General features: G+C 70.9%; 24 protein-coding genes and 3 pseudogenes. 11 read left to right on the top strand and 16 right to left on the bottom strand.

Features of this window, described 5'->3' with window-relative positions; genetic code table 11:
* Position 1: 1 nt before the first annotated feature.
* From secD to E1166_RS04975, 9 genes and pseudogenes are all read right to left on the bottom strand, one after another.
* Positions 2–1,897 carry a protein translocase subunit SecD gene (gene secD, locus E1166_RS05010; RefSeq protein WP_207914009.1) on the bottom strand — a complete coding sequence of 632 codons (1,896 nt, stop codon included), beginning with the start codon at positions 1,895–1,897 and terminating at the stop codon, positions 2–4.
* A 233-nt stretch (positions 1,898–2,130) separates the two neighbouring features.
* Positions 2,131–2,481 (bottom strand): preprotein translocase subunit YajC, encoded by a 351-nt coding sequence (yajC, locus tag E1166_RS05005; protein WP_207914007.1) that lies wholly within the window; start codon positions 2,479–2,481, stop codon positions 2,131–2,133.
* A 137-nt stretch (positions 2,482–2,618) separates the two neighbouring features.
* Positions 2,619–3,605, bottom strand: a pseudogene (gene ruvB, locus E1166_RS31795) (Holliday junction branch migration DNA helicase RuvB); the annotation flags it as partial.
* 72 nt (positions 3,606–3,677) lie between these two features.
* Positions 3,678–4,463 (bottom strand): annotated as a pseudogene (locus E1166_RS31790) (LAGLIDADG family homing endonuclease); the annotation flags it as partial.
* A gap of 27 nt (positions 4,464–4,490) precedes the next feature.
* Positions 4,491–4,691: pseudogene (locus tag E1166_RS04995) on the bottom strand (Holliday junction branch migration DNA helicase RuvB); the annotation flags it as partial.
* On the bottom strand, positions 4,688–5,290 hold the full coding sequence (gene ruvA, locus E1166_RS04990) for a Holliday junction branch migration protein RuvA (RefSeq protein ID WP_132336187.1): 603 nt from the start codon (positions 5,288–5,290) through the stop codon (positions 4,688–4,690). The gene ruvA and the pseudogene E1166_RS04995, both read right to left, overlap by 4 nt.
* Positions 5,287–5,814, bottom strand: a complete 528-nt coding sequence (ruvC, locus tag E1166_RS04985; RefSeq protein ID WP_132268801.1) for a crossover junction endodeoxyribonuclease RuvC — start codon at positions 5,812–5,814, stop codon at positions 5,287–5,289. Before ruvC ends, ruvA begins: the two co-directional genes overlap by 4 nt.
* Before the next feature lie 101 nt (positions 5,815–5,915).
* A complete protein-coding gene (locus E1166_RS04980) occupies positions 5,916–6,473 on the bottom strand; it encodes a TetR/AcrR family transcriptional regulator (protein ID WP_243710158.1) in 558 nt (185 codons plus the stop codon).
* 19 nt (positions 6,474–6,492) lie between these two features.
* Complete coding sequence (locus tag E1166_RS04975) at positions 6,493–8,055, bottom strand: MFS transporter (protein WP_132336183.1); 1,563 nt, start codon at positions 8,053–8,055, stop codon at positions 6,493–6,495.
* Between the two features lie 606 nt (positions 8,056–8,661).
* Here E1166_RS04975 and E1166_RS04970 point away from each other — a divergent pair.
* On the top strand, positions 8,662–9,255 hold the full coding sequence (locus E1166_RS04970) for a hypothetical protein (protein WP_132336180.1): 594 nt from the start codon (positions 8,662–8,664) through the stop codon (positions 9,253–9,255).
* A 66-nt stretch (positions 9,256–9,321) separates the two neighbouring features.
* Here E1166_RS04970 and E1166_RS04965 read toward each other — a convergent pair whose 3' ends face one another.
* Positions 9,322–10,359 (bottom strand): aminotransferase class V-fold PLP-dependent enzyme, encoded by a 1,038-nt coding sequence (locus E1166_RS04965; RefSeq protein WP_132336177.1) that lies wholly within the window; start codon positions 10,357–10,359, stop codon positions 9,322–9,324.
* Between the two features lie 206 nt (positions 10,360–10,565).
* Positions 10,566–14,099 carry a DNA polymerase III subunit alpha gene (dnaE, locus tag E1166_RS04960; RefSeq protein ID WP_132336175.1) on the bottom strand — a complete coding sequence of 1,178 codons (3,534 nt, stop codon included), beginning with the start codon at positions 14,097–14,099 and terminating at the stop codon, positions 10,566–10,568.
* Between the two features lie 250 nt (positions 14,100–14,349).
* Here dnaE and E1166_RS04955 point away from each other — a divergent pair, with 250 nt between their 5' ends.
* From E1166_RS04955 to E1166_RS04920, 8 genes are all read left to right on the top strand, one after another.
* Complete coding sequence (locus E1166_RS04955) at positions 14,350–14,895, top strand: RNA polymerase sigma factor (RefSeq protein WP_132336173.1); 546 nt, start codon at positions 14,350–14,352, stop codon at positions 14,893–14,895.
* A 160-nt stretch (positions 14,896–15,055) separates the two neighbouring features.
* Positions 15,056–15,748 (top strand): hypothetical protein, encoded by a 693-nt coding sequence (locus E1166_RS31405; RefSeq protein ID WP_207914006.1) that lies wholly within the window; start codon positions 15,056–15,058, stop codon positions 15,746–15,748.
* Positions 15,749–15,875: 127 nt separating this feature from the next.
* On the top strand, positions 15,876–16,217 hold the full coding sequence (locus E1166_RS04945; protein WP_132336170.1) for a PadR family transcriptional regulator: 342 nt from the start codon (positions 15,876–15,878) through the stop codon (positions 16,215–16,217).
* Positions 16,214–17,164, top strand: coding sequence for a permease prefix domain 1-containing protein (locus E1166_RS04940; RefSeq protein ID WP_132336168.1), 951 nt, complete (start codon positions 16,214–16,216; stop codon positions 17,162–17,164). Before E1166_RS04945 ends, E1166_RS04940 begins: the two co-directional genes overlap by 4 nt.
* A 139-nt stretch (positions 17,165–17,303) precedes the next feature.
* The gene (locus E1166_RS04935) at positions 17,304–18,590 is read left to right on the top strand and encodes a sensor histidine kinase (protein WP_132336166.1); all 1,287 of its coding nucleotides are present in this window, start codon (positions 17,304–17,306) and stop codon (positions 18,588–18,590) included.
* Positions 18,587–19,291 (top strand): response regulator transcription factor, encoded by a 705-nt coding sequence (locus E1166_RS04930; protein WP_132336164.1) that lies wholly within the window; start codon positions 18,587–18,589, stop codon positions 19,289–19,291. Before E1166_RS04935 ends, E1166_RS04930 begins: the two co-directional genes overlap by 4 nt.
* 81 nt (positions 19,292–19,372) lie before the next feature.
* A complete protein-coding gene (locus E1166_RS04925) occupies positions 19,373–20,266 on the top strand; it encodes an ATP-binding cassette domain-containing protein (protein ID WP_132336161.1) in 894 nt (297 codons plus the stop codon).
* Positions 20,263–21,324 carry an ABC transporter permease gene (locus E1166_RS04920; RefSeq protein WP_132336159.1) on the top strand — a complete coding sequence of 354 codons (1,062 nt, stop codon included), beginning with the start codon at positions 20,263–20,265 and terminating at the stop codon, positions 21,322–21,324. Before E1166_RS04925 ends, E1166_RS04920 begins: the two co-directional genes overlap by 4 nt.
* A gap of 42 nt (positions 21,325–21,366) precedes the next feature.
* Here the strand turns inward: E1166_RS04920 and E1166_RS04915 are convergent, their stop codons facing one another.
* Positions 21,367–22,026 carry a DUF402 domain-containing protein gene (locus E1166_RS04915; RefSeq protein ID WP_132336157.1) on the bottom strand — a complete coding sequence of 220 codons (660 nt, stop codon included), beginning with the start codon at positions 22,024–22,026 and terminating at the stop codon, positions 21,367–21,369.
* Positions 22,027–22,262: 236 nt separating this feature from the next.
* Here E1166_RS04915 and E1166_RS04910 point away from each other — a divergent pair, with 236 nt between their 5' ends.
* A complete protein-coding gene (locus E1166_RS04910) occupies positions 22,263–23,030 on the top strand; it encodes a nucleotidyltransferase domain-containing protein (RefSeq protein ID WP_132336154.1) in 768 nt (255 codons plus the stop codon).
* Between the two features lie 203 nt (positions 23,031–23,233).
* On the opposite strand, the gene E1166_RS04905 is transcribed toward E1166_RS04910, so the two are convergent.
* Positions 23,234–23,431, bottom strand: coding sequence for a DUF397 domain-containing protein (locus E1166_RS04905; protein ID WP_132336151.1), 198 nt, complete (start codon positions 23,429–23,431; stop codon positions 23,234–23,236).
* On the bottom strand, positions 23,424–24,302 hold the full coding sequence (locus tag E1166_RS04900; RefSeq protein ID WP_132336149.1) for a helix-turn-helix transcriptional regulator: 879 nt from the start codon (positions 24,300–24,302) through the stop codon (positions 23,424–23,426). The genes E1166_RS04905 and E1166_RS04900 overlap by 8 nt, the downstream gene beginning before the upstream one ends.
* 639 nt (positions 24,303–24,941) lie before the next feature.
* On the opposite strand from E1166_RS04900, the gene E1166_RS04895 reads away from it, so the two are divergent.
* A complete protein-coding gene (locus E1166_RS04895; protein ID WP_132336147.1) occupies positions 24,942–25,196 on the top strand; it encodes a hypothetical protein in 255 nt (84 codons plus the stop codon).
* A 53-nt stretch (positions 25,197–25,249) separates the two neighbouring features.
* Here E1166_RS04895 and E1166_RS04890 read toward each other — a convergent pair whose 3' ends face one another.
* Together E1166_RS04890 and pdxT are read right to left on the bottom strand one after the other, a co-directional pair.
* Entirely contained in the window at positions 25,250–25,999 is a 750-nt protein-coding gene (locus E1166_RS04890) for a YebC/PmpR family DNA-binding transcriptional regulator (RefSeq protein WP_132180049.1), read from the bottom strand.
* A gap of 248 nt (positions 26,000–26,247) precedes the next feature.
* Positions 26,248–26,856, bottom strand: coding sequence for a pyridoxal 5'-phosphate synthase glutaminase subunit PdxT (pdxT, locus tag E1166_RS04885; protein ID WP_132336145.1), 609 nt, complete (start codon positions 26,854–26,856; stop codon positions 26,248–26,250).
* Between the last annotated feature and the right edge of the window lie 14 nt (positions 26,857–26,870).

Genomic DNA, 26,870 nt, shown 5'->3' with positions numbered 1-26,870 from the left:
CTCAGGCCTCCTTGACACGCGGGTTGCGGGGGTTGGCCTGCTCGGTCCGGGCCGGCAGGGCCCGACCGAGACCGCTGACCCGTGGGGAGAGGAACGCCCGGGTCCGGGCGAACATCGTCATGATCGGGTGCCGGAAGAGGAAGACCACGACCAGGTCGAGCACCGTCGCCAGACCCAGGGCGAAGGCGAAGCCCTTCACCGTGCCGACCGAGACGACGTAGAGCACCACCGCCGACATCAGGGTGATCGCGTTCGCCGAGATGATCGTCCGGCGGGCCCGGATCCAGGCACGCGGCACCGCGCTGCGCGGGCTGCGCCCCTCCCGGATCTCGTCCTTGAGACGCTCGAAGTAGATGACGAACGAGTCCGCCGCCACACCGAGCGAGACGATCATGCCGGCGATGCCGGCGAGGGTGAGGGTGAAGCCGATCTGCCGGCCGAGGAACACCAGCGCGCCGAAGACCAGCAGCGCCGAGAGCACCAGGCTCAGGAAGATGACCGAGCCGAGCAGCCGGTAGTAGAAGAACGAGTAGAGGATGACCAGCAGCATGCCGATGCCGGCGGCCAGCAGACCCGCCCGCAGGTGGCTGTCGCCCAGCGTGGCGGTGACGTTCTGCTGCTCCTGCTCCACGAAGGTCACCGGCAGCGCACCGTAACGCAGGTTGCCGGCCAGCGCGTTGGCGTCCTTCTGGTTGAAGTTGCCGGTGATCTGCGAGTCGCCGGTCAGCACACCCTGGATCTCCGGCGAGGAGACGATCTTGTTGTCCAGCACGACCGCCACCCGGCACTTGCCGTCCTGCCCCAGCGCCGACGCGTCGCAGGCGTTGCCGGCGTTGTTGAACGCCTCCCGGGTCAGCTCGGTCCACTTGCCCTGGCCGTCCCCGGTGAACTTCAGGCTGACCACCCACTGGCTGGTCTGGTCCAGCGCGGCGTCGGCGTCGGCGACGTCGGTGCCGAGCACCTTCGCCACGTCGAGCAGGTTCTTGACCGCGCCGCCCTCGCAGGCGACCGCCCGCTGCTTCTCGTCCTTGACCGAGCCGGCGGGCCGGTCATCCAGCTGGGCGCAGGTGATCGTCGGGACGTTGAACTGCATCTCCGGCGTCAGCACCGCCACCTCCTGCGGGGAGAGCTGGCCGAACGGCTTGAGCTTCTCCGCCAGGGCGGGGTCGGCGGCGAGGTCGGCCGGAGCCTGCAGGCCGCTGGCCGCGGCCCAGGCGGCGGCGCCGACCTTCTTCTCGACCGCCGCGCGCTGCTGCTGGATGCTCTGCGGCACCGGGGCGGCACTGGCGCTCGGCGAGGCCGCCGGCGCGCTCGGCGAGGCCGAGGGGCTGGCGCCGGGGCTCGCCGCGGGAGCGCCGCCACCCTGGCCGCCGGCGCCCGGCGAGGCGGTCGCCTTCGCCGAGGCACTGCCGGACGGCTTCGGCGAGACACTGCCCGAGGGCTGCGGCGAGGCGCTGGCCGACGGCGACGGGGCCGGGCTGGCGATCGCGCCGCTACCATCGGTGATCTTGAGCACCTTGCGGAACCGCAGCTCGGCCGCCTCGCCGACGCCGCTCATGTCGCGGTTCTCGCCGGGCAGGGAGATGACGATGTTCCGGTCGCCCTCGGTGACCACCTCGGCCTCGGCCACGCCGTAGACGTTGACCCGGCTCTCGATGATCTGCCGGGCCTCCTCGAGGTTCTCCGCCGTCGGCGGCCTGCCGTCGAGGGTGTTGGTGGCCTCCAGGGTGAGCCGGGTGCCGCCGACCAGGTCCAGGCCGAGCCGGGGCTCCAGCCGGTCCTTCCAGCCGCCGCTCGCCCCGCCCGAGAAGAACACCAAAAGATAGAGGACGACGAAGATGAGCCCGAGTACGGCGAGCTGCCGCCCGGGGCGCATCTGTCCCTGAGGTGGTGCCACGGCTGTCCTGTCTCCCTGTAACGGTCGCGCCGCCGGTGCGGCGGCGGCGAGGTCGGACCGGGTGGCCCGGCCGACGCGCTCCACGGAGCCGGTGCCGACGGTCGGCGGGACCAGCCGCCGACGCCGCGGAGGCGTCGTACGGGCGGACCCGCCGCTCCGGCGTCGGACGCCGGCTCACCTGTCCAGTTGTCCGGTCACCCCGCCCGGCCGTTGCCGGACGGGCGGGGTGCTGTTCACTCCTTGACGGCGTCCGCGTCCCCGGTGACCGGCTCGCTCGTCGGCTCGGTGCTCTCGGCCCTGGTGACCACCCGGGCGATGGCCGGCCGGGCGTAGCGGGTCTGCACGCCGGGAGCCACCTCGAGCAGCACGGTGTCGTCGTCCACGCCGGTGACCGTGCCGTAGAGGCCGCCGATGGTGACCACCTCGTCCCCGGCGGCGAGCCCCTTCTGCATGGCCTCGGCCTCACGGCGGCGCTTCTGCTGCGGCCGGATCATCATGAAGTACATGACCCCGAAGAGCAGGGCGATCATGAGGATCGGCGTCAGACCACCGGCGCCTCCGCCGGTTTGTGCGAGGTAAAGCACGGTGTGCGACCTTCCCATTGGCCCCTGTCCGGCGGCGAAGCGCCGGAGCGGAGGCGGATTCTCACATCCTGTACAGACCGCGGCGAGTCTAATCCCTGCGCCTGAGAACGCCGAATGCGGTGCAGATCACGTTCGGATCACGGCTGATCGGGCGCAGCGGAGAACAGATCGGGCGCGGGCGGGGCATCGGTGCCAAATGTACCAGTTGGTGGGGTCCGACCCAGGTGCCGCCAGGCCGCCTCGGTGGCCACCCGGCCCCGTGGTGTCCGGGCCAGCAGACCCGCCCGCACCAGGAAGGGCTCGCAGACCTCCTCCACGGTGTCGGGCTGCTCCCCCACCGCCACGGCGAGCGTGGAGAGCCCGACCGGGCCACCCCGGAACGAGTCGACCAGCGCGGTGAGCACCGCCCGGTCCAGCCGGTCCAGGCCGAGCGCGTCGACGTCGTACACGGTGAGGGCGGCCCGGGCGGTCTCCAGGGTGACCACCCCCTCGGCCCGGACCTCGGCGAAGTCCCGGACCCGGCGCAGCAGCCGGTTGGCGATCCGGGGCGTGCCCCGGGACCGGCCGGCGATCTCGGCGGCCCCGTCGTCGGTGATCGGCACGCCGAGGATCCGCGCCGAGCGGTGCAGCAACGTCTCCAGGTCGGCCGGGGAGTAGAAGTCCAGGTGCGCCACGAAGCCGAACCGGTCCCGCATCGGGCCGGTGAGCAGCCCGGACCGGGTGGTGGCGCCGACCAGGGTGAACGGCTCGACGTCCAGCGGGATGGCGGTGGCGCCCGGCCCCTTGCCCACCACCACGTCGACCCGGAAGTCCTCCATCGCGCTGTAGAGCAGCTCCTCCGCCGGCTTGGCGATCCGGTGGATCTCGTCGATGAAGAGCACGTCGCCCTCGGCGAGGCTGGTCAGGATGGCCGCCAGGTCGCCGGAGCGCTCGATCGCCGGGCCGCTGGTCACCCGGATGCCGGCGCCCAACTCGGCGGCGACGATATTGGCCAGGGTGGTGTTGTGCACCACGAAGTCGTTGACGGTGAAGGTATGGTCGCCGTCCACGGTCAGGCATCGACATTCGTGGAGGCCCACCCGATCCACGGAAACCACCCGGTCGGCGGCGAGCCGCTCCTCGAAGCGGTCCCGACGTGGCGCCCATCCCGCGAGCCGCTCGCCCCGCGCACCGATGATCGTCATCCGCTGGACGAAGCGGGCCACGTCGTCCTGACTGGTGATGCTCAGCCGCCAGGACTCGTGGGGTCTGCCCTGGTAACGCCCCCGCTTGAGCTTCAATCGGGACTGAACCCCCAGCCGTAGCAGCAGGTGCTGCACGTCCTGGAGGAGCCCTCGGGAGACGCTGTAGTACTCAACCACGACGTCGTAGCGGTCGCGCCCACGCCGGCTGACCGAGCCGTCACAGGCGAAGTACGCGGCGAGGAACGCCGACACCTGCCAACTGTCACCCCGGAAGACGAAGTCCGGCACGCGCTTCTGCCAGGCGGTCTTGTCGAGGAGGCCGTGCTCCTCCAGCCACGGCCGTAAGCCACTGATCCGGATCAGCGAGCTCCGGGCGCTGTTGGGCCTCGTGGTGTGCGGGTGACCAAGCTGGTCGCACGTCGCCCGGAGGTCCGCCAGGACGTCCTCGTCCCCACCGGTGAACGTCACCTGGTTGGTGGTGCACCCGTCACCGATCAGATAGCCGGCGAGCTTGTACTCCGCGAGGTCCTCGGTGGCGTCGGCGACTAGATCGGGGCAGAGGACGTTCGCCAGATAGTCGTCCTCCGTGAGGTCTCCGGCCTTGGCCCAGCCCTCGGGCGTCCAGAACGGGTGGTCCGGCGCCGCGACGACCTCCCGTCCGCTGCCGGTACGGATCCGGACGCAGTCGAGTTCGCCCTGCTCGTGTACGGCTGTCACCGCCGCGCCCTGACCCGTCCGGGTTATGACGCGGTCACCGACGACGATGTCGCCCAGCCTGCGCCGTGATCCGTCCTCCATGAGCACGAGCGCATCCACGGAAACGGGCTTCCCAAGGCCAGGCGGCCCCGACAGGAGAATGTGGTCGGGTGGGGAGCCGCGCCGCATCGCGCCCTGGAGCAGCAGGTCGAGCTGGTCGCGGACCCGGTGCTGGGCGATGAACTCCTCCAGCCGCTTCGGACGGACGCTGGCCTCCGCGTCCAGCTCGGCGTCGCTGACGTACGCCGAGACCAGGTCGTCGCCCGTCACCGGTGCCGACCCAACAGCCGGATCGCCTGCTTGAGCAGGACCGGCACGGGCGGGGTCTCCCCCTCGACGGTCTCCGCCACCGCCGCGACCGCCTGGTCCGCCTGGGCGGCCGTCCAGCCGAGCCCGACCAGTGCCTGGCGGACCTGCTCGGGCCACGCCCCACCGGTGACCCCGGCCGCGCCGTCCGCGCCGACCGGCACCGGACCGATCCGGTCCCGCAACTCCAGCACCAGGCGTTCGGCGCCCTTCTTGCCGATCCCGGGAACCCGGGTCAACGCGGCGGTGTCGGCGTTGGCGATGGCCTTGCGGACCGCGTCGGGAGTGTGCACGGCGAGCACCGCCTGGGCCAGTCGGGGGCCGACCCCGCTGGCGGTCTGGAGCAGCTCGAAGAGCTGCTTGGCGTCGTCGTCGGCGAAGCCGTAGAGGGTGAGCGAGTCCTCCCGGACGACCAGGCTGGTGGCGAGCCGGGCCGGCTGACCGACCCGCAGCTCGGCGAGGGTGCCGGGGGCGCACTGCACCGCCAGGCCCACCCCGCCGACCTCGACCACCGCGTGGTCCGGACCGGTCGCGATCACCGTGCCGCGCACGCTGGCGATCATCGTGCTCCTCCTCGTCGTACCCGGTCGGCGGCGGCGGCCAGCTTCGACCGGGTGCCGCCGCGCCACACGTGACAGATGGCCAGCGCCAGGGCGTCGGCCGCGTCGGCCGGCTTCGGCGGCTCGGGCAGCCTTAGCAGCCGGGTCACCATAGCGGTCATCTGTTTCTTGTCGGCCTGACCGGAACCGGTCACCGCCGCCTTGACCTCGCTGGGCGTGTAGGTCTGCACGGGCAGGCCGGCGCGCGCGCCGGCCAGCACCGCGACCCCGCTGGCCTGGGCGGTGCCCATCACGGTGCGGACGTTGTGCTGGCTGAAGACCCGCTCGACGGCGACCGCGTCCGGCCGGTGCTCGGCGACCAGGTCGGCGAGCGAGCGGTCCAGGTGCAGCAGACGCAGCGGCAGATCCTCGTCGGGGTCGGTGTAGACGACGTAGTAGGCGACCAGGGTGCAGGGCCGGCCCGGCACGCCCTCGACCACGCCGACCCCGCACCGGGTCAGCCCCGGGTCGACGCCCAGCACGCGCACGCCGCCTCCCTCCCAGCCGCCGGCAGTACGTGTGTTCGACACCCTACTGGTGCCCGCCGACGGCCGCCGGACCGGACACGCCAACCGGACACGCCGGGCCGTCAGCGGGGACGCATGCCTTCCAGCACCCCGTCGACGATCCGCTCGGGAAGGACCCGCTCGTCGAGTTCCGGATGCCAGCGCAACATCCGCTGCATCAGCATCGGGCCGGTCAGCAGCGCCATCGCCACCTCGACGTCGAGGTCGGCGCGGAGCTCGCCGGAGCGGACGCCTCGTCGCAGCACCTCGCGCATCAAATGCCGGCGCGGCTCGATGATGGTCTGGTAGAGCCGGTAGTTCTCCGGGCTGCGGTTCACCTCCGGCACCAGGCAGGGCATGATCTTCGCGGCGCGGGGGTCGATGTGACGCCCGACCGCGCCGACGAGCTGCACCAGGTCGTCCCGGACGGAGTGGCCGGCCGGCTGCGGCACGATGCCCTTGAGCCGGCGCAGCGCGTCCAGCAGCAGCGCCTCCTTACCCGGCCAGCGCCGGTAGATGGTGGCCTTGCCGACCCCGGCGCGGGCGGCGATCGCCTCGATGGAGAGCGTCTCGATGGTGCTGCCCTCGGCGAGCAGGTCGAGGGTGGCCTCGATGATGGCCTCGTCCGCGGTGGAAGTCATGTCAGACATTGTCCCGAACCTAGGCGGTTGCGGCCAGTTCCCGCTCGCCCACCGGCGCGCCCGCCGGCCCGGTCGCGCGGCCGGGCATCCACCGCAGCACGACGAGGATGCCCAGGGCGACCACCAGCGCAGCGAGCCCGGCCACCCAGTGCATGGCCGACACGTACGACGCGTTGGCCGCCGCGATCAGCGTCGGCGCGGCCGGCCCGAGCTGCGCCGCCGCGGCGTACGCGCCGGCCAGGGACTCGGTGGCGGCGTCTCGAGCCGACGCCGGCAGCGTGTCGACGGCGCTGGCGACGTCCGCCCGGTAGAGCGCGGAGAGCAGCGAACCGAGCACGGCCACCCCCAACGCACCGCCGACCTGCCGAACGGTGTTGCTGACCGCGGAGCCGACGCCGGCCTTCTCCCGGGGTAGCGCCGACATGATGGACTCGGTGGCCGGCGGCATGATGTTCGCCATCCCGGCGCCCTGGAGGAAGAAGAACACCAGGATCGCCCAGATCGGGGTGGTCTCCGAGACGAAGGCGAAGGCGCCCAGCGCGACCGCGGTCAACACCAGCCCCACCACGGCGACCGCCCGCCCGCCGTAGCGGCGGACCATGGCGGCGCTGCGCGGCGCGAAGACCAGTTGGGCCCCGGCGAAGGGCAGCAGGAGCAGGCCGGTCTCCAGCGGGCTGTAGCCACGGACCAGTTGCAGGTAGAACGAGCTGAAGAAGAAGAGGCCCATCGCGGCGAAGAAGACCAGGCCGACGATCACCACGGGCGCGGCGAACTGCGGCACCCGGAACAGTCGGACGTCCAGCGACGGGTGGTCGCTGCGCCGCTCGTGCAGGACGAACAGGGTCAGCACCGCCAGCCCGCCGACGACCGAGAGCCACACCAGCGGGCGACCGAAGCCGTGCTCACCGCCATCGATGATGCCGTAGGTCAGCGCGACCAGACCCACCACCGAGAGCAGCACGCCGAGCACGTCCACCCGGCCGGGGCGCGGGTCGCGCGACTCGGGCACCAGCAGCGCCACCAGGACGACACCGAGCGCCACCACCGGCACATTGATCAGGAAGACCGAGCCCCACCAGTAGCGCTCGAGCAGCGCACCGCCGAGGACCGGGCCGATCGCCACGGCGAGGCCCACCGCGCCGGCCCAGACGCCGATCGCCCGACCCCGTTCCCGGGGATCGAAGACGTTGGAGATGATCGACAGAGTCACCGGCATGATCGCCGCGCCACCCACACCCATCAGCGCGCGCGCCGCGATCAGCTGGCCGGGGGTCTGCGCGTACGCCGACAGCAGCGACGCCAGCCCGAACAGCACCAGCCCGATCAGCAGGAACCGACGCCGCCCGGCGCGGTCACCGAGCACTCCGCAGGTGAAGAGCAGACCGGCGAAGACCAGGGTGTACGCGTTGATCGCCCACTCCAGCTCGCCCTGTGTGGCGCCCAGGCCGTGCACCGGGTCGGCCAGAGTGCGTAGCGCGACGTTGAGGATGGTGTTGTCGAGCACCACCACGAGCAGGCTGACCACCAGCACGCCGAGGATCGCCCAGCGCCTCGGGTGGCCGGTGTTCTCGTACGGTTCCATGCGAATTCTCTCCCCCGGGACGTCCACGGCGTGAAACACGGACGGGACTCGTAACAGCGCTCCCGAGCCTAGGGCGAGTCTTTTCGATACGGAACCGTCTCGTATCGTTTGTGACGGGCTTCACCCACGCCGCCACCAGACCCCGACCACCACATCGCGGCATGATCGACGTCGGTGGCGGCATATCGTGGTCTGCCGCAGCGGACACCTACCGCAAAATGCCAGACCAGCGACGCACGACCTCGCGGAAGCGCGCAGGGCGTGCCAGGGTGTCCGATTTGCGGCCGTCCGGGGGCGGTGTCCGGTGCCGCTGGCGCGCGTGGTCGGGGAATCCCGGCGTGCCGCCGGTGGTTACACCCTGTGAACGATCGCAGCAGCCCTCGCTGCCTGGCCCGACACCCCGGCGCTCGACGCCGTTGGCGGAATGACGCCGGGCCGGTGGTCGTTACACATGGTCCCGGCGCCGCGAGCGAGGCCGCCACGGCCCCCGGCCTGCCGGACACCGATCCCCCACTCATGAACTTTCCGCGCGCCTGTTCGCAGGCGTCCGTGCGTGGCCGCACCCCCCATGCCACCCGCGCGTCGATGTGTGAAGGAGTCACCCCCATGAACACGATCATGCGTAAGAGCGTTCTCGGTATCGCCGGTCTGGCGTTCGCCGGTGGACTGGCCGCCGGCCCGCTGAACCACGGCACCACCGGCGAGCCCGTCGACACGAACCCCATCGCCTTCGTCCAGGCCGACAAGCCGGCCGTGGACACCGCGAAGCTGGTTCCGCACGGTGTGCAGGGCGAGCAGTCGCGCATCGAGCTCTCCGGCGAGCAGGTCGGCAACGTCAGGGCGATCATCGCCGCGACGAAGAAGGCCGGCATGGACGAGCGGGCCGCCGTGGTCGCGGTCGGGACCGCCTTGCAGGAGTCGAAGCTGGAGAACCTGGGCCACCTGGGTGACCGCAACGACCACGACTCGCAGGGGCTGTTCCAGCAGCGTCCGTCCTCGGGCTGGGGCACGGTGGAGCAGATCACCGACCCCGAGTACGCGACCACCGCGTTCCTCAAGGGCCTGAAGCAGGTCGACGGCTGGCGGGACATGCCGCTGACCCGAGCCGCGCAGACCGTGCAGGTGTCGGCCTACCCGGACCACTACGCGCAGTGGGAACAGCAGGCCGCCGACCTCGTCGCCCAACACTGGAACAGCTGACCCACCCACAGCACGCTGGCCGGCACCCCACCCGGGGTGCCGGCCAGCGGCGTGCAGGCACCCTGCTCAGCTCGTCAACGCGTCCAGCGCCAGGTCGACGTCCGCCTCGGTGGTGTAGAGGTGGAAGGAGGCGCGGACCCGTCCGGCGCGGACGGCAGCCCGTACCCCGGCCCGTGCCAGCTTCTCCTGCGCGCCCGGCACCTCCACCGTGACGATCGCGCTGTCCCCGGGCGGCTGGCCCAGGCCGGCGAGGAAGCGGTTGGCCAGCGCCACGTCGTACGCCTGGATCACCGGCGGGCCGATCTCGGCGACCAGTTCCAGGGCGGGCGCGGTGCCGACCCAGCTGAACCAGGCCGGGGAGATGTCGAACCGACGGGCGTCGTCAGCCAGCCGCAACGGCGGGCCGTAGTAGGAGGAGTGCGGGTCGGCGCCCGCGTACCAGCCGGCGGCGTCCGGGCGCATCCGCTCGCGTAGCGCCGGGGCCAGATAGGCCAGGGCCGAACCACGCGGCGCCATCAACCACTTGTACGCCCCGACCGCGACCGCGTCGGCCAGGCCCGCGTCGAAGGGCAGCCAGCCGCATGCCTGGGTGGCGTCGACCACCACCAGCGCGTCGTGCGCACGGGCGGCGGCGACGACCTTCTCGTACTCGGCGACCGTGCCGTCGGCGGACTGCACCAGACTGAACGCGACCAGGTCGGTGTCGGAGTCGATCGCGTCGACCAGCCCCGCCAGCGGTACGGTGCGCACCCGCACCCCACGCTGCTCCTGCGCCAACCAGGGGAAGAGGTTCGAGGTGAACTCCACCTCCGGCACCACCACGCTCGCCCCGGCCGGTAGGGCCGCGGCGACCGGCGCGAGCAGCTGCGACACGGTACTGCCGACGGTGACGTCCGCCGCCGGTACGCCGACCATGTTGGCGAAGGCCGTCCGGGACCGTTCGGTGGCCTCCCCCCACACCTCCCAGGAGGTACGCCCCACCCGCCAGTCCGCGAGGGCGTCCTGCACCGCCGTCCAGACCGGTTCGGGCGGCACCCCGTAGCTGGCGGTGTTCAACCAGCCGGGCTCCGGCTGCCACAACTTCTGCGCCTGCTCCAGTTCCATGCGGCCGACGGTAACCGCGCCCCGGCGGCGGCGTCAGCGCCAATCTCCGCCTCGTGGCCCGGGTCGCCGCCGACGTCGGTTGGCCGATGCGGGAAATGCGGCCGGGCCTGTCCGACCCGGGGACCGTGACCGGAGGCAGGTGACGACCGCACGAAGCCGTCAGCCGCCGCCTCCGGGGCCACGGCGACCAGCGGGGCCTGCCAGCGTCAGCTGACGTTGGCCGGGCCGAGGACGCTCTTGAGGTCACCCATCAGCGCGGTGGTGGGCGCCACCCGGAACGGGCCGAGCCGCAGGGTGGTGGTCCTGCCGCCGTTGAGCAGTTTGACGTGCACCTCGGTGTCACCCGGGTGCAGCACCAGGGTTTCCTTGAGCCGCTCCACCAGCGGTGGGGTGCAGCGGTGCACCGGGATGGTGAGGGTCACCGGCTTGTTCGCCGGGTTGCTGCTGATATCCGGCATGGACATGTCCATCGCCATGATCCGTGGGGTGTCGTCACGGCGGTCCACCCGCCCCTTGACCACCACGATCGCGTCCTCGGCGATGTACTGCCCGATCACCTCGTACGTGTTGGGGAAGAACAGCGTCTCGACCCCACCGGCCAGGTCCTCCAGCGTCGCCGACGCCCAGGCACGGCCCTGCTTGGTGACCCGCCGCTGCACCCCGGAGAGGATGCCGGCGAGGGTGACCACCGCCCCGTCGGGGACGGTTCCCTCCTCGGACAGGGCGGCGATGGTGCAGTCCGCCGCCGCACCGAGCACGTGTTCCAGGCCGAAGAGCGGATGGTCGGAGACGTACAGGCCGAGCATCTCGCGTTCGAAGGCGAGCTTGTCGCGCTTGTCCCACTCGCTCTCGCCGATGGTGGGCATGACCGTGGTGCTGCCCCCGGTGTCGGCGTCACCGAAGCCGGCGCCGAAGAGGTCGTACTGCCCGACGGCCTCCTTGCGCTTGACGTCGGCGAAGGCGTCGATCGCGTCGGCGTGCACGGCGAGCAGGCCCTTGCGGGTGTGGCCCAGGGAGTCGAAGGCGCCCGCCTTGATCAGGGATTCGATGGTCTTCTTGTTGCAGACCACCGCGTCGACCTTGGACAGGAAGTCGTAGAAGTCGGCGTACTCGCCCTTCTCCTGGCGGCACCGCATGATCGCCGCCACCACGTTCGCGCCGACGTTGCGCACCGCCGCCAGACCGAAGCGGATGTCCCGTCCGACCGGGGTGAACGGGCCGGCCGAGGTGTTGACGTCCGGCGGCAGGACCTGGATGCGCATCCGCCGGCACTCCGACAGGTAGAGCGCCATCTTGTCCTTGTCGTCACCGACCGAGGTGAGCAGCGCCGCCATGTACTCGGCCGGGTAGTGCGCCTTCAGGTACGCCGTCCAGTACGACACGAGGCCGTACGCGGCGGAGTGCGCCTTGTTGAAGGCGTACCCGGCGAACGGCACCAGGACGTCCCACACCGCCTGGATCGCCTGGTCGGAGTAGCCGCGCTCGCGGCAGCCGTCCCGGAACGGGATGAACTCCTTGTCGAGGATCTCCTTCTTCTTCTTGCCCATCGCCCGGCGCAGCAGGTCGGCCTGGCCGAGGGTGTAGCCGGCGAGGATCTGGGCGGCGCGCTGCACCTGCTCCTGGTAGACGATCAGGCCGTGGGTGGGGGCGAGGATCTCCCGCAGCGGCTCCTCCAACTCCGGGTGGATCGGGGTGATCTCCTGGAGGCCGTTCTTGCGCAGCGCGTAGTTGGTGTGCGAGTCCACGCCCATCGGGCCGGGCCGGTACAGCGCCAGGACGGCGGAGATGTCCTCGAAGTTGTCCGGTTTCATCAGCCGCAGCAGCGAGCGCATCGGCCCGCCGTCGAGCTGGAACACGCCGAGGGTGTCGCCTCGGGCCAGCAGTTCGTACGCGGCCTTGTCGTCCAACGGCAGGGCCAGCAGGTCCAGTTCCTTGCCGTGGTTGAGCTGGATGTTCTTGACCGCGTCGTCGATGATCGTCAGGTTGCGCAGGCCGAGGAAGTCCATCTTCAACAGCCCGAGCGACTCGCACGTCGGGTAGTCGAACTGGGTGATGATGACCCCGTCGGAGTCCCGGCGCATCAGCGGGATGTGCTCGATGATCGGCTCGGCGGACATGATGACGCCGGCGGCGTGCACGCCGGTCTGCCGGATCAGCCCCTCGATGCCCTTCGCGGTGTCGATCACCTTCTTGACGTCCGGGTCGGACTCGTACAGGCCACGGATCTCGCCGGCCTCGGCGTAGCGCGGGTGCTTCGGGTCGAAGATGCCCGACAGCGGGATGTCCTTGCCCATCACCGCCGGCGGCATCGCCTTGGTGATGCGGTCGCCCACGGCGTACGGGAAACCGAGCACCCGGGCCGAGTCCTTGATCGCGGCCTTCGCCTTGATCGTGCCGAAGGTCGCGATCTGGGCGACCTTGTCCTCACCCCACTTGTCGGTGACGTACTTGATCACCTCACCGCGCCGGCGCTCGTCGAAGTCGATGTCGACATCCGGCATCGAGACCCGCTCGGGGTTGAGGAACCGCTCGAAGATCAGCCCGTGCGGGATCGGGTCCAGGTCGGTGATGCCCAGCGCGTACGCGACCAGCGATCCGGCGGCCGAACCACGGCCCGGGCCGACGGCGATGCCCTGGCTCTTCGCCCACTGGATGAAGTCGGCGACCACGAGGAAGTACGACGGGAAACCCATCTGGACGATGACGCCCAGCTCGTACTCGGCCTGGACGACGTGCCCCTCCGGGATCCCGTTCGGGAAGCGGCGGGCCAGCCCCTTGAAGGTCTCCTTGCGGAACCAGGACTCCTCGGTCTCCCCCTCGGGCACGGGGAACCGGGGCATCAGGTTGTGGAACTCGAACATCCCGGCCGGGTCGACCTTCTCGGCCACCAGCAGCGTGTTGCGGCAGCCCTGCTGCCACAGCTCCGAGGAGTCGACCGCGCGCATCTGCTCGGCGCTCTTGACGAAGTAGCCGCCGCCCTCGAAGCGGAACCGGTTCGGGTCGGCGATGTTGCTGCCGGTCTGCACGCAGAGCAGCACGTCGTGCGCCTCGGCCTGCGCCTCGTGCGTGTAGTGCGAGTCGTTGGTGACCACCGGCGGGATGTCGAGCTTGCGGGCGATCTCGGTGAGCCCGTCGCGGACCCGGCGCTCGATCTCCAGGCCGTGGTCCATGATCTCCAGGAAGTAGTTCTCCCGGCCGAAGATGTCCTGGTACGCGGCGGCGACCTTGAGCGCCTCGTCGAACTGGCCCAGTCGCAGCCGGGTCTGCACCGCCCCGGAGGGACAGCCGGTGGTGGCCATGATGCCCTCGGCGTGCTCGGCGATCAGCTCCATGTCCATCCGGGGCCACTTGACGTAGTGGCCCTCCATCGAGGCGCGCGAGTTGAGGGTGAACAGGTTGTGCAGGCCGGTCTTGTTCGCCGCCCACATGGTCATGTGGGTGATCGCACCGTTGCCCGAGACGTCGTCGCTCTTCTGTTCCGGCCGGCCCCACTTCACCCGCGCCTTGTGGAACCGCGACTCCGGGGCCACGTACGCCTCGACGCCGAGAATCGGCTTGACCCCGGCAGCCATCGCCTGCTTGTAGAAGTCGTTCGCGCCGTGCATGTTGCCGTGGTCGGTGATCGCCACCGCCGGCATGCCGAGCCGGTTGGCCTCGGCGAAGAGATCCTTGAGCCGGGCCGCCCCGTCGAGCATCGAGTACTCCGTGTGCACGTGCAGATGCGCGAACGAATCGCCCATGCGGAGCGCCCCCCCGGGGTCGGATCGTGGATGGTCGGCCTACCCTATCGCCGGCCGGACGAGCGTCTCCAGCGCACGCGCGGAGACACCCGCGGCCAGTGGCGTGGATCTCCCACGGCCGATGTGGATCTTCCCGAAACGGTGGGCCACCGCCGTCGTCGAGTCGGCTGCCGGACTCGGTCCGCGCACCGGCGCAGGTGTCGTCGTAGCCTGGACGCCAGCGCGGCATCGGCGAACACGGGACGGCGCAATGGCCCTGGGCAACGGCATCGACGAGCTGGCCGCGGCGGCGGCGCGCGGCGAGCCGGGGGCACTGGACGCCCTGCTGGCGGCGGTACGTCCGGAGGTGCTGCGGTTGTGCGGCCGGCTGCTGCCCAACCGGGAGGACGCCGAGGAGGCCTGCCAGGACGCGCTGCTCGCGCTGGCCCGGGGCATCACCCGGTTCGAGGGCCGGTCGTCGTTCCACACCTGGCTGTACCGGCTGACCGCCAACCGGGCCCGCTCGACGTACCGGGCGCTGCGCCGGCGGTGGCAACTGGAGGCCGGTGGGGTTCCGCTGCCGGATGCGGCCGACCCCCGGCGAACCAGCGTGGTCGCCGGCACCCGGCTGGACCTGCTCGACGCGCTCGACCACGTCCGCCCCGAACTCGCCGAGGCGGTGGTCCTGCGCGACGTGCTCGGACTGAGCTACCGCGAGATCGCCGGCCTGCTCGACCTGCCGGAGGGCACCGTGAAGTCACGGATGCACGAGGCGCGCCGGCAGGTGCGCGCCCGGTTGGCCGGCTCCGGCGACTGATCCGCCGGACCGGCTCGTCGGGTCGGTGGCGACCGGCGGGTGCGGGTGGGGGGTGGGGTGGTTCTCCGCGGCGGAGAAGGCTCGGCCATCCGACGAACCGCCACGGCCGGCGCGGGGACCAACAGGGCAGGCAAACCCCACCGTCGAGAAGGAGACTCCCGTGCACCGTCTTGCGTACGTCGTCGTCGCGGCCGTGCTGGCCCTCGCCGGGCCGGCTCCGGCCGCTGCCCGGGTGGCGTCACCCGGCCACCAGTCGCCCGGCCGCCCGGCCGCGGCGCCCGCCGCGCACCCCGACAGCACCAACCCCGCCGGCACGGGCCGCACCGGCACCATCGCACCGGCCGGGGCGGGCCGCACCGGCACCGCCCGGGCCGGGGCCGGCCACCCGCGACCTGTCACCCCTGGGGCCGACGAGGTCGACCTGATGAGTGTCCGGGGTGCCGGCCCGTTCCGGATCGGTGCGCGCCTGGACGACCTGTCGGCCGCCGGCCTGATCGACTGGACGGCGTCCGACTGCGCGGGCGTGGTCCGGGCCGGGGTCACCGGCACCTGGGCGGGGGTGATCCTGCTGGCCTTCCGGAGCGGACGGCTGGTGGAGATCGGCACCGCCACCGCCCCGCCCCGCTCGCCCGCCGGGGCCGCCGTCGGGATGAGCTTCGCCCAACTGGAGGAGATCTACGGGCCCCGGGGAGAACTCATCGCGAACGACGCCGGGACCGCCAGCGCGTACCTGGTGCGGGTGGGTGCCCGGGTGGAGCTGTTCACCGGCCACCCGATCCGCTCGGGGGTCGGCTACTTCCAGGTGGGTCCGGCGTCCTTCGTCGAGCGCGCCTTCCAGCGAGGCGCCTGCTGAGCGGTGGGTACGGGCGCCCGGACCAGACCGGGTGCCCGGTACGCCGGATCCGTCCCGTTGTGCAAATGATCCAACACAGCAATGTCTGCTCACCCATTAGTGTGTGGCACACAGTATGGTGTGACACATGGTCAGCGATGACGTCCTACGAACACACCTCCAAGAGCTCCGCCGGGGCACGGTGGTGGTGGCGAGCCTGGTCGCCCTACGCCACCCCGACTACGGCTACGCGCTGCTGCAACGCCTGACGGCACACGGCTTCCCGGTCGACGCCAACACGCTCTACCCCCTGCTCCGCCGGCTGGAGGAGCAGGGGCTGTTGACCAGCGAGTGGAACACCGAGGAGAGCCGGCCCCGCAAGTTCTACCGCACCAGCGGCGACGGGGAGACGGTGCTGGGCCGCCTCCTGGACGACCTCGCCGCTGTGCAGACCTCCGTCACCGGGCTGATCGAAGGAGTGGAGCGATGACCTCCCTGACCGACCGTTACCTCGCCGCGACCCTGCGGACCGTGCCCGCGCCGCGCCGCACCGAACTCGCCGACGAACTGCGCGCCTCGATCGCGGACATGATCGAGGGCCGGACCGCCGCCGGGCAGGACACCGCGGTCGCCGAGCGGGAGGTGCTCACCGAACTGGGCCACCCCGACCGGCTCGCCGCCCGGTACGCCGACCGCCCGCTCCAGCTCATCGGCCCGACGTACTACCTGGTCTGGTCGAGCCTGCTGCGCCGGCTGCTCACCCTCATCCCGGCCCTGGTGGGGGTGGTGGTCGGCGTCCTCGAGGCCACCGTGGGTGACCAGCCGCACCGGGCGATCGGGGCGGGCATCGCCGCGGCCTTCCAGGCCGCCGTGCAGATCGCCTTCTGGGTGACGGTCATCTTCGCGGTGCTGGAACGCACCCGCACTCCGCTGGACCTGCCGGAGTGGAACGTGGACCAACTCCCGGAGGCGCCGCTGGAGCGGGACGTGACCCTCACCGACACCTGCGCGTCGATCGCCTTCCTGCTGCTCACCCTCGCCTTCCTGCCCTGGCAGCACTACCGGTCCTGGGTCTCCGACGCCAACGGCGACAACCTGCCGATCCTCGACCCGGCGCTGTGGACGTCCTGGCTGCCGGTGCTCGCCGCCGTGCTGGTCGCCAGCATCGGTTTGGAGATCGTGAAATACCGCGCCGGCCGGTGGACGTGGCCGCTGGTGGCCGTCAACGCGGCGCTCGGCCTGGCCTTCGCGCTGCCGGTCGGCTACCTGGTGCTCGCCGACCGCCTGCTCAACCCGGCCCTGGCGGACCGGTTCGAGTGGCTGCGCGAGGGCGACAACCAGGGCCTCAGCGCCGGCCTCGTGGGCGTGGTCGTCGCCGCCATCACCATCTGGGACATCGCCGACAGCGTGGTCAAGGCCCGCCGGCACCACCGCTGACCGAGCCCCGCCCCGGCGCGACCCGCGCCGGGGCGGACGGTTGTCCGGTCCGCCCGACCGCCGGTTGTCCGGTCCGCCCGACCGCCTCACCGCCGGGTCGGCGCAGCGGCCACGTGGCGGGGTGCGATCCTCGACCCCGATGAGCACCATGACCGCCGGCGAATGGCGCCGCCCCGGCCCCACCCCCGAGCAGCAGCGGATCGACGTCTACAGCGGCCTCATTGTGACCGTGCTGGCGCTGTTCAGCCTCACGCTGGCCCGCAGCACCGGAGCGTTCCTGCTCGGCCCGCCGCCGTCCGGGCCCGAGCAGGTCTTCTGGGCCGTCGCGGTCACCCTGCCGCTGCTCTGGCGGCGCCGGTTCCCCACCGTGGTCATGATCGTCGTCGCGGCCGCGTTCATCGGCTCCCAGGCCCGGGCCGCTCCCGAGACGCAGCTCTCCGGCTGGGCGTTGTTCGCCGCCCTCTACACGCTCGGGGCCTGGGGGCAGAACCGCCGGACGGCACGGCGGGTGCGCGCCGCGGTGATCGCGGTGATGTTCGTCTGGCTCGGCATCTACCACGCGGTCAGCTACAACAGCATCCCCGACGACGCCTTCTCCGACGCGGTCGGTCCAGTGCCCCCGCTGCTGGCCGCGATCATCGCCACGGTCCTGGCCAACGTGCTCTACTTCGGTTTCGCGTACTTCGTCGGCGAGACCGCCTGGCTGGCCGCCCGCCGGCAACACGAACTCCAGCAACAGGCCGAACAGTTGCGCCGCTCGCAGGCCGAGGCCCGCGAGCGGGCCGTGGTCGGCGAACGGGTCCGCATCGCCCGGGAGCTGCACGACGTGGTCGCCCACCACGTGTCGGTGATGGGGGTGCAGGCGTCCGCCTGCCGGCGGGTGTTCGACAAAGACCCGGCCAAGGCGCTCACGGCGCTGTCCTCGATCGAGGAGACCGCCCGTACCGCGGTCGACGAGCTGCGGCGCATGCTGGGCGTGCTGCGCGCCTCCGACAGCGCCCCGGTCGGGCCGGAGCAGGACCGGCCGGCCGCGCTGGAACAGATCGCCGCCGTGGTCGACCGGGCACGTGAGGCCGGGTTGCGGGCCACGCTCGGGGTGTACGGTGAGCGTCCGCCGCTGCCGGAGTCGGTCTCGCAGGCCGCGTACCGGATCGTGCAGGAGGCGGTCACGAACACGCTCAAGCACGCCACCGGCGCCACCATGATCGACGTCCGCATCCGCTACCTGGCCCAGGAACTGGAGGTCGACGTGACCGACGACGGACGCGCCACCCGGCCCGCCAACGCCGACGGGCTCGGCCTGGTCGGCATGCGGGAGCGGGTCGGCACCCACGGCGGTGTGCTGGAGGTCGGCCCCCGTGCCGGGGGCGGCTGGCGGGTACGCGCCCGGTTCCCGGTGTCCACGATGGCGGAGCGTTCCGCGTGAGCGCGACGCACCCGGCGGCTGCGGCCGGTCGGCCCGTCCGAGTTCTGCTCGCCGACGACCAGCACCTCGTCCGCACCGGCTTCCGGGTCATCCTGGAGGTGGAGGACGACATCGAGGTGGTCGGTGAGGCCGCCGACGGCGAGCGGGCCGTCGCCATGACCCGGGCGCTCCGTCCCGACGTGGTGCTGATGGACGTCCAGATGCCGGGGATGGACGGTCTGGAGGCGACCCGGCGGATCACCACGGAGTTTCCCGCCGGCCCCGCGGTGCTGATCCTGACCACCTTCGACCACGACGACTACCTCTTCGCGGCGCTGCGGGTCGGCGCGAGCGGGTTCCTGCTCAAGAACGGCACCCCGGAGGACCTGGTGGAGGCGATCCGGGTGCTGGCCCGCGGCGACGGCCTGCTCGCCCCGGAGCTGACCCGGCGGGTGATCGCCACCTTCGCCCGACCCGGCGTCGCCGGTCCGACCGGGGTCGACGCCCAGGGTGCGCTGGGCGAGCTCACCCCCCGGGAACGGGAGGTGCTGGTGCTGGTGGCCAGCGGGGCCAGCAACGCCGAGATCGCCGCCGCCCTGCACCTGGGCGAGGCCACGGTGAAGACCCACGTCAGCCGGGTCCTGGCCAAGCTGGGGCTGCGCGACCGGGTCCAGGCGGTGGTCTTCGCGTACGAACACGGGGTGGTTCGACCCGGCGGCTGAGCTAATCCGCCTCGCGGCGGACGCCCAGGACCACCGCCGGACGGACGGCGACCCCACGGCGGCCGATCTAGCGTGAACGCCGTGACCAACGTGCTCCGTCTCGACGGCGTCGACCGCAGTTTCGGCGACCGTCGGGTACTCAGGAACGTGTCGTTCGACGTGACGGCGGGCCGGATGACCGGCTTCGTCGGCGGCAACGGCGCCGGCAAGACCACCTCCATGCGGATCATCCTCGGGCTGCTCGCCCCCGACGCCGGCCAGGTGAGCTGGCGGAACGCGCCGCTGACCCGGCAGGCCCGCCAGCGCTTCGGCTACCTGCCCGAGGAGCGGGGCCTCTACCCGAAGATGAGCGCCCGGGAACAGGTGATCTACCTGGGCCGGCTGCACGGGATGGACGCGCCGGCAGCCCGGCGCGCCACCGACGCCCTGCTGGACCGGCTCGGCCTGGCCGAACGCGGCGACGACCTGCTGGAGACGCTGTCTTTGGGCAACCAGCAGCGCGCCCAGGTCGCCGCGGCGCTGGTGCACGACCCGGAGGTGCTCATCCTCGACGAGCCGTTCTCCGGGCTCGACCCGCTGGCCGTGGAGACGGTCGTCGCGGTGCTGCGGGAGCGGGCCGCCGCCGGCGTGCCGGTGCTCTTCTCCAGTCACCAACTCGACGTCGTCGAGCGGCTCTGCGACGACCTGGTGATCATCGCCGACGGCACGATCCGCGCGGCCGGCTCCCGGGAACAGCTGCGGGCGACGTACACGGTGCCCCGATACGAGTTGGTGGTGGCGACCGACGCCGGTTGGCTGCGGGACCAACCGGAGGTGACCCTGGTCGACCTCGACGGGGTACGGGCTGTGTTCGATCTCGCCCCCGGCGTCGACGAACAGCCGTTGCTGCACGCGGCGCTGGCCCGCGGCCCGGTCCGCGCCTTCCGCCCGGTCACCCCGTCCCTCACCGAGATCTTCCGAGAGGCCACCCAGTGAGCACCACGCAGGCCACCGCCCTGGTCGCCGCCCGGGAGATCCGGGTCAAGCTGCGCGATCGCACTTTCCTGATCAGTACGCTCTTCTTCCTGCTCATCGCCGCCGCGGCGACGGTGCTGCCGCCGTTGCTCGACGGCGGCCCGGCCAGCGTGGCGGCCACCGAGGCGAGCGCCGGGAAACTACGGGCGGCCGGGCTCGACGTCCGGGTGGTGCCCGACGACCGGGCGGCCGAGCAGGCGGTCCGCGACGGCGACGTGGACGCCGCGGTCGTTGCCGGTCCCGTCGTGCTGGCCATGGACGAGGCCCCCGACGACGTGGTGTCGGCGTTGAGTACGGCACCGCCGGTGCGGCTGCTCGACCCCGACGCGGTGGATCCCGTGGTGGCCTTCCTGGTGCCCTTCGCCTTCGCCTTTCTCTTTTTCGTGACCTCACAGACCTTCGGCATGCAGATCGCGCAGAGCGTGATCGAGGAGAAGCAGACCCGGGTGGTGGAGATCCTGGTGGCGGCGGTGCCGGTCCGAGCGCTGCTGGCCGGCAAGCTGATCGCCGGCACCCTGCTGGCGTTGGGCCAGATCATCCTGGTCGCCCTCGCCGCGGTGGTGGGGATGCGGTTCACCGACACCGGCGGGCTGCTGGACCTGCTCGCCCCGGCGATCGGCTGGTTCCTGCCGTTCTTCCTGTTCGGGTTCGTGCTCGTCGCCGCCATGTGGGTGGCGGCCGGCGCCCTGGTCGCCCGGCTGGAGGACATCGGCGGCGTGTCGATGCCGGTGCAGTTGGCGGTGATGCTGCCGTTCTTCGCGGTGATCTTCCTCAACGACAACCCGGCGGCCATGCCCGCGCTGTCGTACCTGCCGTTCTCCGCCCCGACGGCGATGCCGCTGCGCCTGTTCACCGGGGACGCGGCCGGCTGGGAGCCGCTGGTGTCACTGGCCGTGCTGCTGGTGACCGCCGGGCTGGTGCTGGCCGCCGGGGCACGGGTCTACGAGGGTTCGCTGCTGCGGACCAACGGCCGCACCTCGCTGCGGACCGCCTGGCGGGGACGCGAGCCGCTCGGCTGAGCGGCCGGCGGGCGCGAGGCGGCCGGGGCCGGGCGCGGCGCGTCAGTGGACCGGCACGGCGGCCCAGCCGGCCGGCAGGGCCGGCAGCGGCCAGGTGGGATCGGGCCGCCACCCAGCCCAGCCCTCGTCCCACCAGCGTTTCCCGGCGTCGAGCAGCGCGGCGATCCGGTCGCCCTCGGCCCGGATCGCCGCCGCCATGCCCGGGTAACGCCCCTCGACCAGGCGTTGCGCGAACATCTCGACGTCCTTCCAGACGTACCGGTCCGCGCCCGCCGGCCACCACAGGTCCAGCTCGTGATCGAGGGTGTCCACGCCGATCGGGGTACGCCGGAACGGGTCCTGGAGGTTGAAGTACCAGCCGGCGAAGTCGCGGCCGGGACCGGTCCAGAAGACGTCCACCGAGTGCGCCTCACCGGGGCGCTGGAGCATCAGCTTGCCGTGCCCGGACCACGCGGTGTGCCCGGCGACCTGCCAGGGATGCCGGCCGCAGGGGAACGCGCCCCGCTCCGGGAAGCCGAACTCGGCCCCCGGCGGCAGGTAGAGCGCGAGCAGGTCGGCGGAGTCCTCGACGCAGATCGTCGGGCAGCCGAACCAGACCTCGCCGCGCAGCACCTCACGCCGGACGACCACGTCACCCGGCGTGAACCGATGCCCGGCGACCGCCTGGCCAGCGCTGTCCCCCGCGCCACCGCTCAGCTGCATCAGCCCAGCCTAGCCGCGGCCCGGCGAGGCCCGGGCGGCCTGCCCGCACCGTGCGCAGCCGCGACGTGGGTCTACCGCGACGCACGCAACAACGAGAAGTTTCGACCTCGACTTCCCGTTCCCCAGCCTGGTCGGCCCGCCAGCCTGAGACGAGCTTCTGCCTCGGAAAGCTCGTCGAACGCGATGGCACCGCCTTGGCTGCATCGCGCACCGCGGCGGGTCGATAGGGTGGCGCGGTGTTCTCCGCCGAGGAACGTGACACGATCCGGCAGCGCCTGCTGGACCTGGCCGCTGCCGACCCCATGATCGTCGGCGCGGCCATCACCGGTTCACAGGCCACCGGCGACGAGGACCGTTGGTCTGACATCGATCTCGCGTTCGCGGTCGACGGCTCGCTCGCCGTGACCATGCAAGGCTGGACCGACCGGCTCTATGACGACTTCGACGCGGCGCACCATTGGGACTTGCCGTCCGGCTCGGCCGTGTACCGAGTGTTCCTGCTTCCAGCATGCCTCGAGGTAGACATCGCGTTCACGCCGGCCGCTCACTTCGCTCCGCACGGCCCGAGCTGGCGGACCGTCTTCGGCAACCCCGCCCAGCCGCAACCCGCACCGCTGCCTGCCCCGGACCACCTGGCCGGCCTGGCATGGCACCACGCCCTACATGCCTGGATCAGCATCCAGCGGAATCGACTCTGGCAGGCCGAGTACTGGATCGGTGCACTGCGCAGCCACGTGATTGCACTGACCAGTCTGCGCCTCGGGCATCCGACCAGCTACGCAAAGGGCGCCCACCTGCTCCCGGCTGACCTGACGGAAGCACTTCACGCCACCCTCGTCCGTACGCTCGACCACGCCGAGCTACACCGCGCCCTCACCGCTGCCATCAATGCCCTGATCGCCGAACTTGAGCGCACTGATCCGGCGCTGGCGAACCGGCTGTTTCCCGCCCTCGCGGAACTCGCGGGACATCAACCTCGTCACGCACCCGTCCACGAGTCTTGACAATTCCTCGCCGCGACATCACCGAAGCCGCTCACTGAGCCAGCCGCAGCATGACCGGACCCTCAACCTTCCTCGGACCCAGACCATGATGTGGAAACGCCTGTGTGGGCACGAGGAAGGGAGAGCCTCCGGGGCTCTCCCTTCCTCGTCATCCGCGACGACACAGGCCACAACCCTGGGAACAGGCTCCGTCGTCAGGCGGGTCAGCTCAGGGCATCTGCCCGCACGCCCTCAATGAAGGTCTGCCAGGTTTGCGGAGTAAACACCAGGGCCTGCCCCTGAACGTCCTTGCTGTCGCGGACGCCGACAATGCCGGGCAGGTTGTCAGCCACCTCGACGCAGGCCCCCTCATTGCCGCTGCGGGTGGACTTGCGCCAGAGGGCACCAGTCATGTCACTCATCGTAGCTCTCCTTGATCACGATACTGACCAGATCCTCTGACGCGCACTCATCGAGGGCAAGCTTCCACAGCGTCTGCCATGCGTCAACGTACGTCTCAACCTCACTTGGCCTGTCCAGGTAAAGGCTGCCTGTTAGTGACTCACAGTAGATGGTGGATGGCTCGGCAGGCCGAGTGCCGAGCGCCGGGAAATCCAGCACGATGAACGCGCCAGCAACGGACGCCTTGTGCGGGCCGACATTCAGAGGCAGCACGCGGAAGCTCACGTTTCGAGCCTGCGAGGCGTTGACCAAGTGGGCAAGCTGTCTACGCCACGCCTCGAGGTCACCGATCGGGCGCCGGATCACAGCCTCGTCAATGATTGCCTCGAAGCGTGGCGCAGCAGGACTACGCCTGGCGAGAAGCTTCTGACGCTCCATCCGCAGAGCAACCTTCTGGGCAACCTCCTGCGGCGAACGGCTCTGCTTCGTAGCGAACACAGCAGACATGTATTCAGGAGTCTGAAGTAGGCCAGGGATCAAGTTCGGCTCATAGTGCCGGACGTAGCAGGCTGCGGCCTCCAGACCGACGTATAGCTCGAACCATCCCGGGATCACTTCTCCGTAGGCGTGCCACCAGCCCCGGGCCTTGCTCTCCTTGGCAAGCGACACCAACACTTCCGTTAGGTCCGACGCGGTGCCGTACAGGTCGCACATGAGTTTCACGTCATGGGTCCGCAGGGACGTGTGCCCGCCCTCAAGCCGATACATCTTGGCCCGGGACCACTCCAGCGCTTCGGCTGCGGCTTCAAGGTTGATCCCAGCTTCCTCCCGTGCCTGACGGAGGAGCCTGCCGAGCTGCCGCCGTGGCACGGAAGATCCAACATCGCTCATGTCGCCTCGTCTCAGTCTGCCGCAACCGACTGTCTCATTCAGAGCACACTGCCGTACTAGATGGCACGCCGTCAATCTCTAAGCACGAATTTCGAACTGAGACGTTGCAGATACTTGCGCATCACCGCATCGTGGCAGGTAGAGAGCTGGGCGATGATCACGGGAGGTTGATTCATGTTTCGGTGGAAATGGTTTCAGCGTCGCAACGAGCCGGTCGACGTCGTGAATCGACCCCGCTACGGGCACCAGAATGGGGCGTACGGCCCGTACCCGGACCAGGCGGCGGGCCGGAACCAACCGACCGTGCTGACGCCGGTCGTGACCCCGGGTGACTTGCGGAGGAATTGCCGTGGGTGAGTGCGACTTGGTTCCGGCTCCCCGATGGCCCTTGGTGGAAGTGGGGGACGTTCTGACGGTCCAGCCGTGGGACTACGTGTACGGGGATGTCGTGCTACGGCTCAAGGTCACTCACGTGCCGAGCAACGCAGACCTGCTCTCCCTCGAATGGGTACGCCTGTTCGGCATTGAGCTACGCCCGGACGGAAGTCCGTGGAGGGAGCGGGATGCCATGATCCGCGTCAAGGCGATACGCGCCAACCCTCCGACACGAGACGGCGTTGGAGACGTGGGGCGTCTGCGGTGAAGTTCCAAGCTGGGGAACTGTTCTACGTGACACGACGGGCGTCACCGCAGTTCGTGAAGCCGATCTACTTCCGACTCATCCGCGTTCTCGATCTGTCGACATACCAGGGGTGGATCTGGCTCGACGGCTACGAGCTGAACGCGGCGGGGGACGCCACCGAGCGACGGGAGATATACGTCCAGAAGGAAGGGCTCAAGAGGCTTCGCGTCATCCCTCGGCAGTACCGGCACCAGAAGGAGCCATCGGCATGAACGCGACCGAGGCCCTACCTCTGTCCGAGGTAGGGCCTCAGTCGCAGGCGTGGTCAGCCGACCGCGGCCATGACCTCGTCGGAGACGTCGAAGTTGGCGTAGACGTTCTGCACGTCGTCGCTGTCCTCCAGAACGTCGATCAGCTTGAAGATCTTGCGCGCCCCCTCCTCGTCCAGCGGCACGGTGACGCTGGGGATGAGGGAGGACTCGGCGGACTCGTACTCGATGCCGGCGTCCTGCAACGCGGTGCGGACGGCGATCAGGTCGCCCGGCTCGGAGACCACCTCGTACGCCTCACCGAGATCGTTGACCTCCTCGGCCCCGGCGTCCAGGACCGCCATCATCACGTCGTCCTCGGTGGTGCCTGCCTTGGGGACGATCACCACGCCCTTGCGGGAGAACATGTACGACACCGAGCCGGCGTCGGCGAACGAACCGCCGTTGCGGGTCAGCGCGGTGCGCACCTCGGTCGCGGCGCGGTTGCGGTTGTCGGTCAGGCACTCGATGAGCAGCGCCACGCCGTTCGGGCCGTACCCCTCGTACATGATCGTCTGGTAGTCGGCACCACCGGCCTCCAGGCCGGAGCCCCGCTTGACCGCGCGGTCGATGTTGTCGTTCGGGACCGAGTTCTTCTTGGCCTTCTGGATGGCGTCGAACAGGGTCGGGTTACCGGCCGGGTCGCCGCCACCGGTACGCGCCGCGACCTCGACGTTCTTGATCAACTTCGCGAACATCTTGCCGCGCTTGGCGTCGATGACCGCCTTCTTGTGCTTGGTCGTCGCCCACTTTGAGTGGCCGGACATCTGTTACCTCCGTTGCTACCCGCCGTCTGCATCGACCGCACCGCGTACGCCCCGTTCCCGCTGGCGCACGCGGACGGTGCCGGTCAGCCCTGCGGGAAGCCGTGGCGGGCAGATGGCCCTGCCGAATCTCGGCAATCCTACCGACGTCCGGCCGGCCGGTGTCACGCGCCGCGCGTCGCGGCACCGCCCCGCCCGCCCCTATCGGGACAGACGGGGCGGAAGCGCCGGCGCGAATCCCGTCGCGCCAGTCAGCGGGCGGTCCGCACCAGATCCACGAAGTACGCGTGCACCCGCGTGTCACCGGTCAGCTCGGGATGGAACGAGGTGGCCAGCAGGTTGCCCTGCCGGACCGCGACGATCCGGCCGGCGGAGGGCCCCTCGGTCACCGTGCCGAGCACCTGGACACCCGCACCCACCCGCTCGACCCACGGGGCCCGGATGAACACGGCGTGGAACGGCCCGCCCTCGACACCGGTCACGTCGACCGGTGCCTCGAACGAGTCGACCTGCCGGCCGAACGCGTTGCGTCGCACCGTCATCTCGATGCCGGCGAAGCCGCGCTGGTCGGGGCGACCGTCCAGGACCTCGGTGGCCAGCATGATCATGCCGGCGCAGGATCCGTAGACCGGCATGCCACCGGCGATCCGCTTGTCGATCGGGTCACGCAGCTCGAAGATGTCGGCGAGCTTGCTGATGGTGGTGGACTCCCCGCCGGGGATGACCAGGGCGTCGACCGCGTCCAGTTCGGTCGGCCGGCGCACCGGCCGGGCGTCCGCCCCGGCAGCGGCCAGGGCCGTGACGTGCTCGCGGACGTCCCCCTGGAGGGCGAGCACCCCGATGACGGGCGTGTCGCTCATCGCGTCGTGGCTCC

The sequence above is a fragment of the Micromonospora sp. KC213 genome (assembly GCF_004348325.1).
Classification (GTDB): Bacteria; Actinomycetota; Actinomycetes; order Mycobacteriales; family Micromonosporaceae; genus Micromonospora.
Note: the sequence above shows the minus strand (reverse complement) of the source record. Positions and strands in the feature narration are given on the sequence as shown.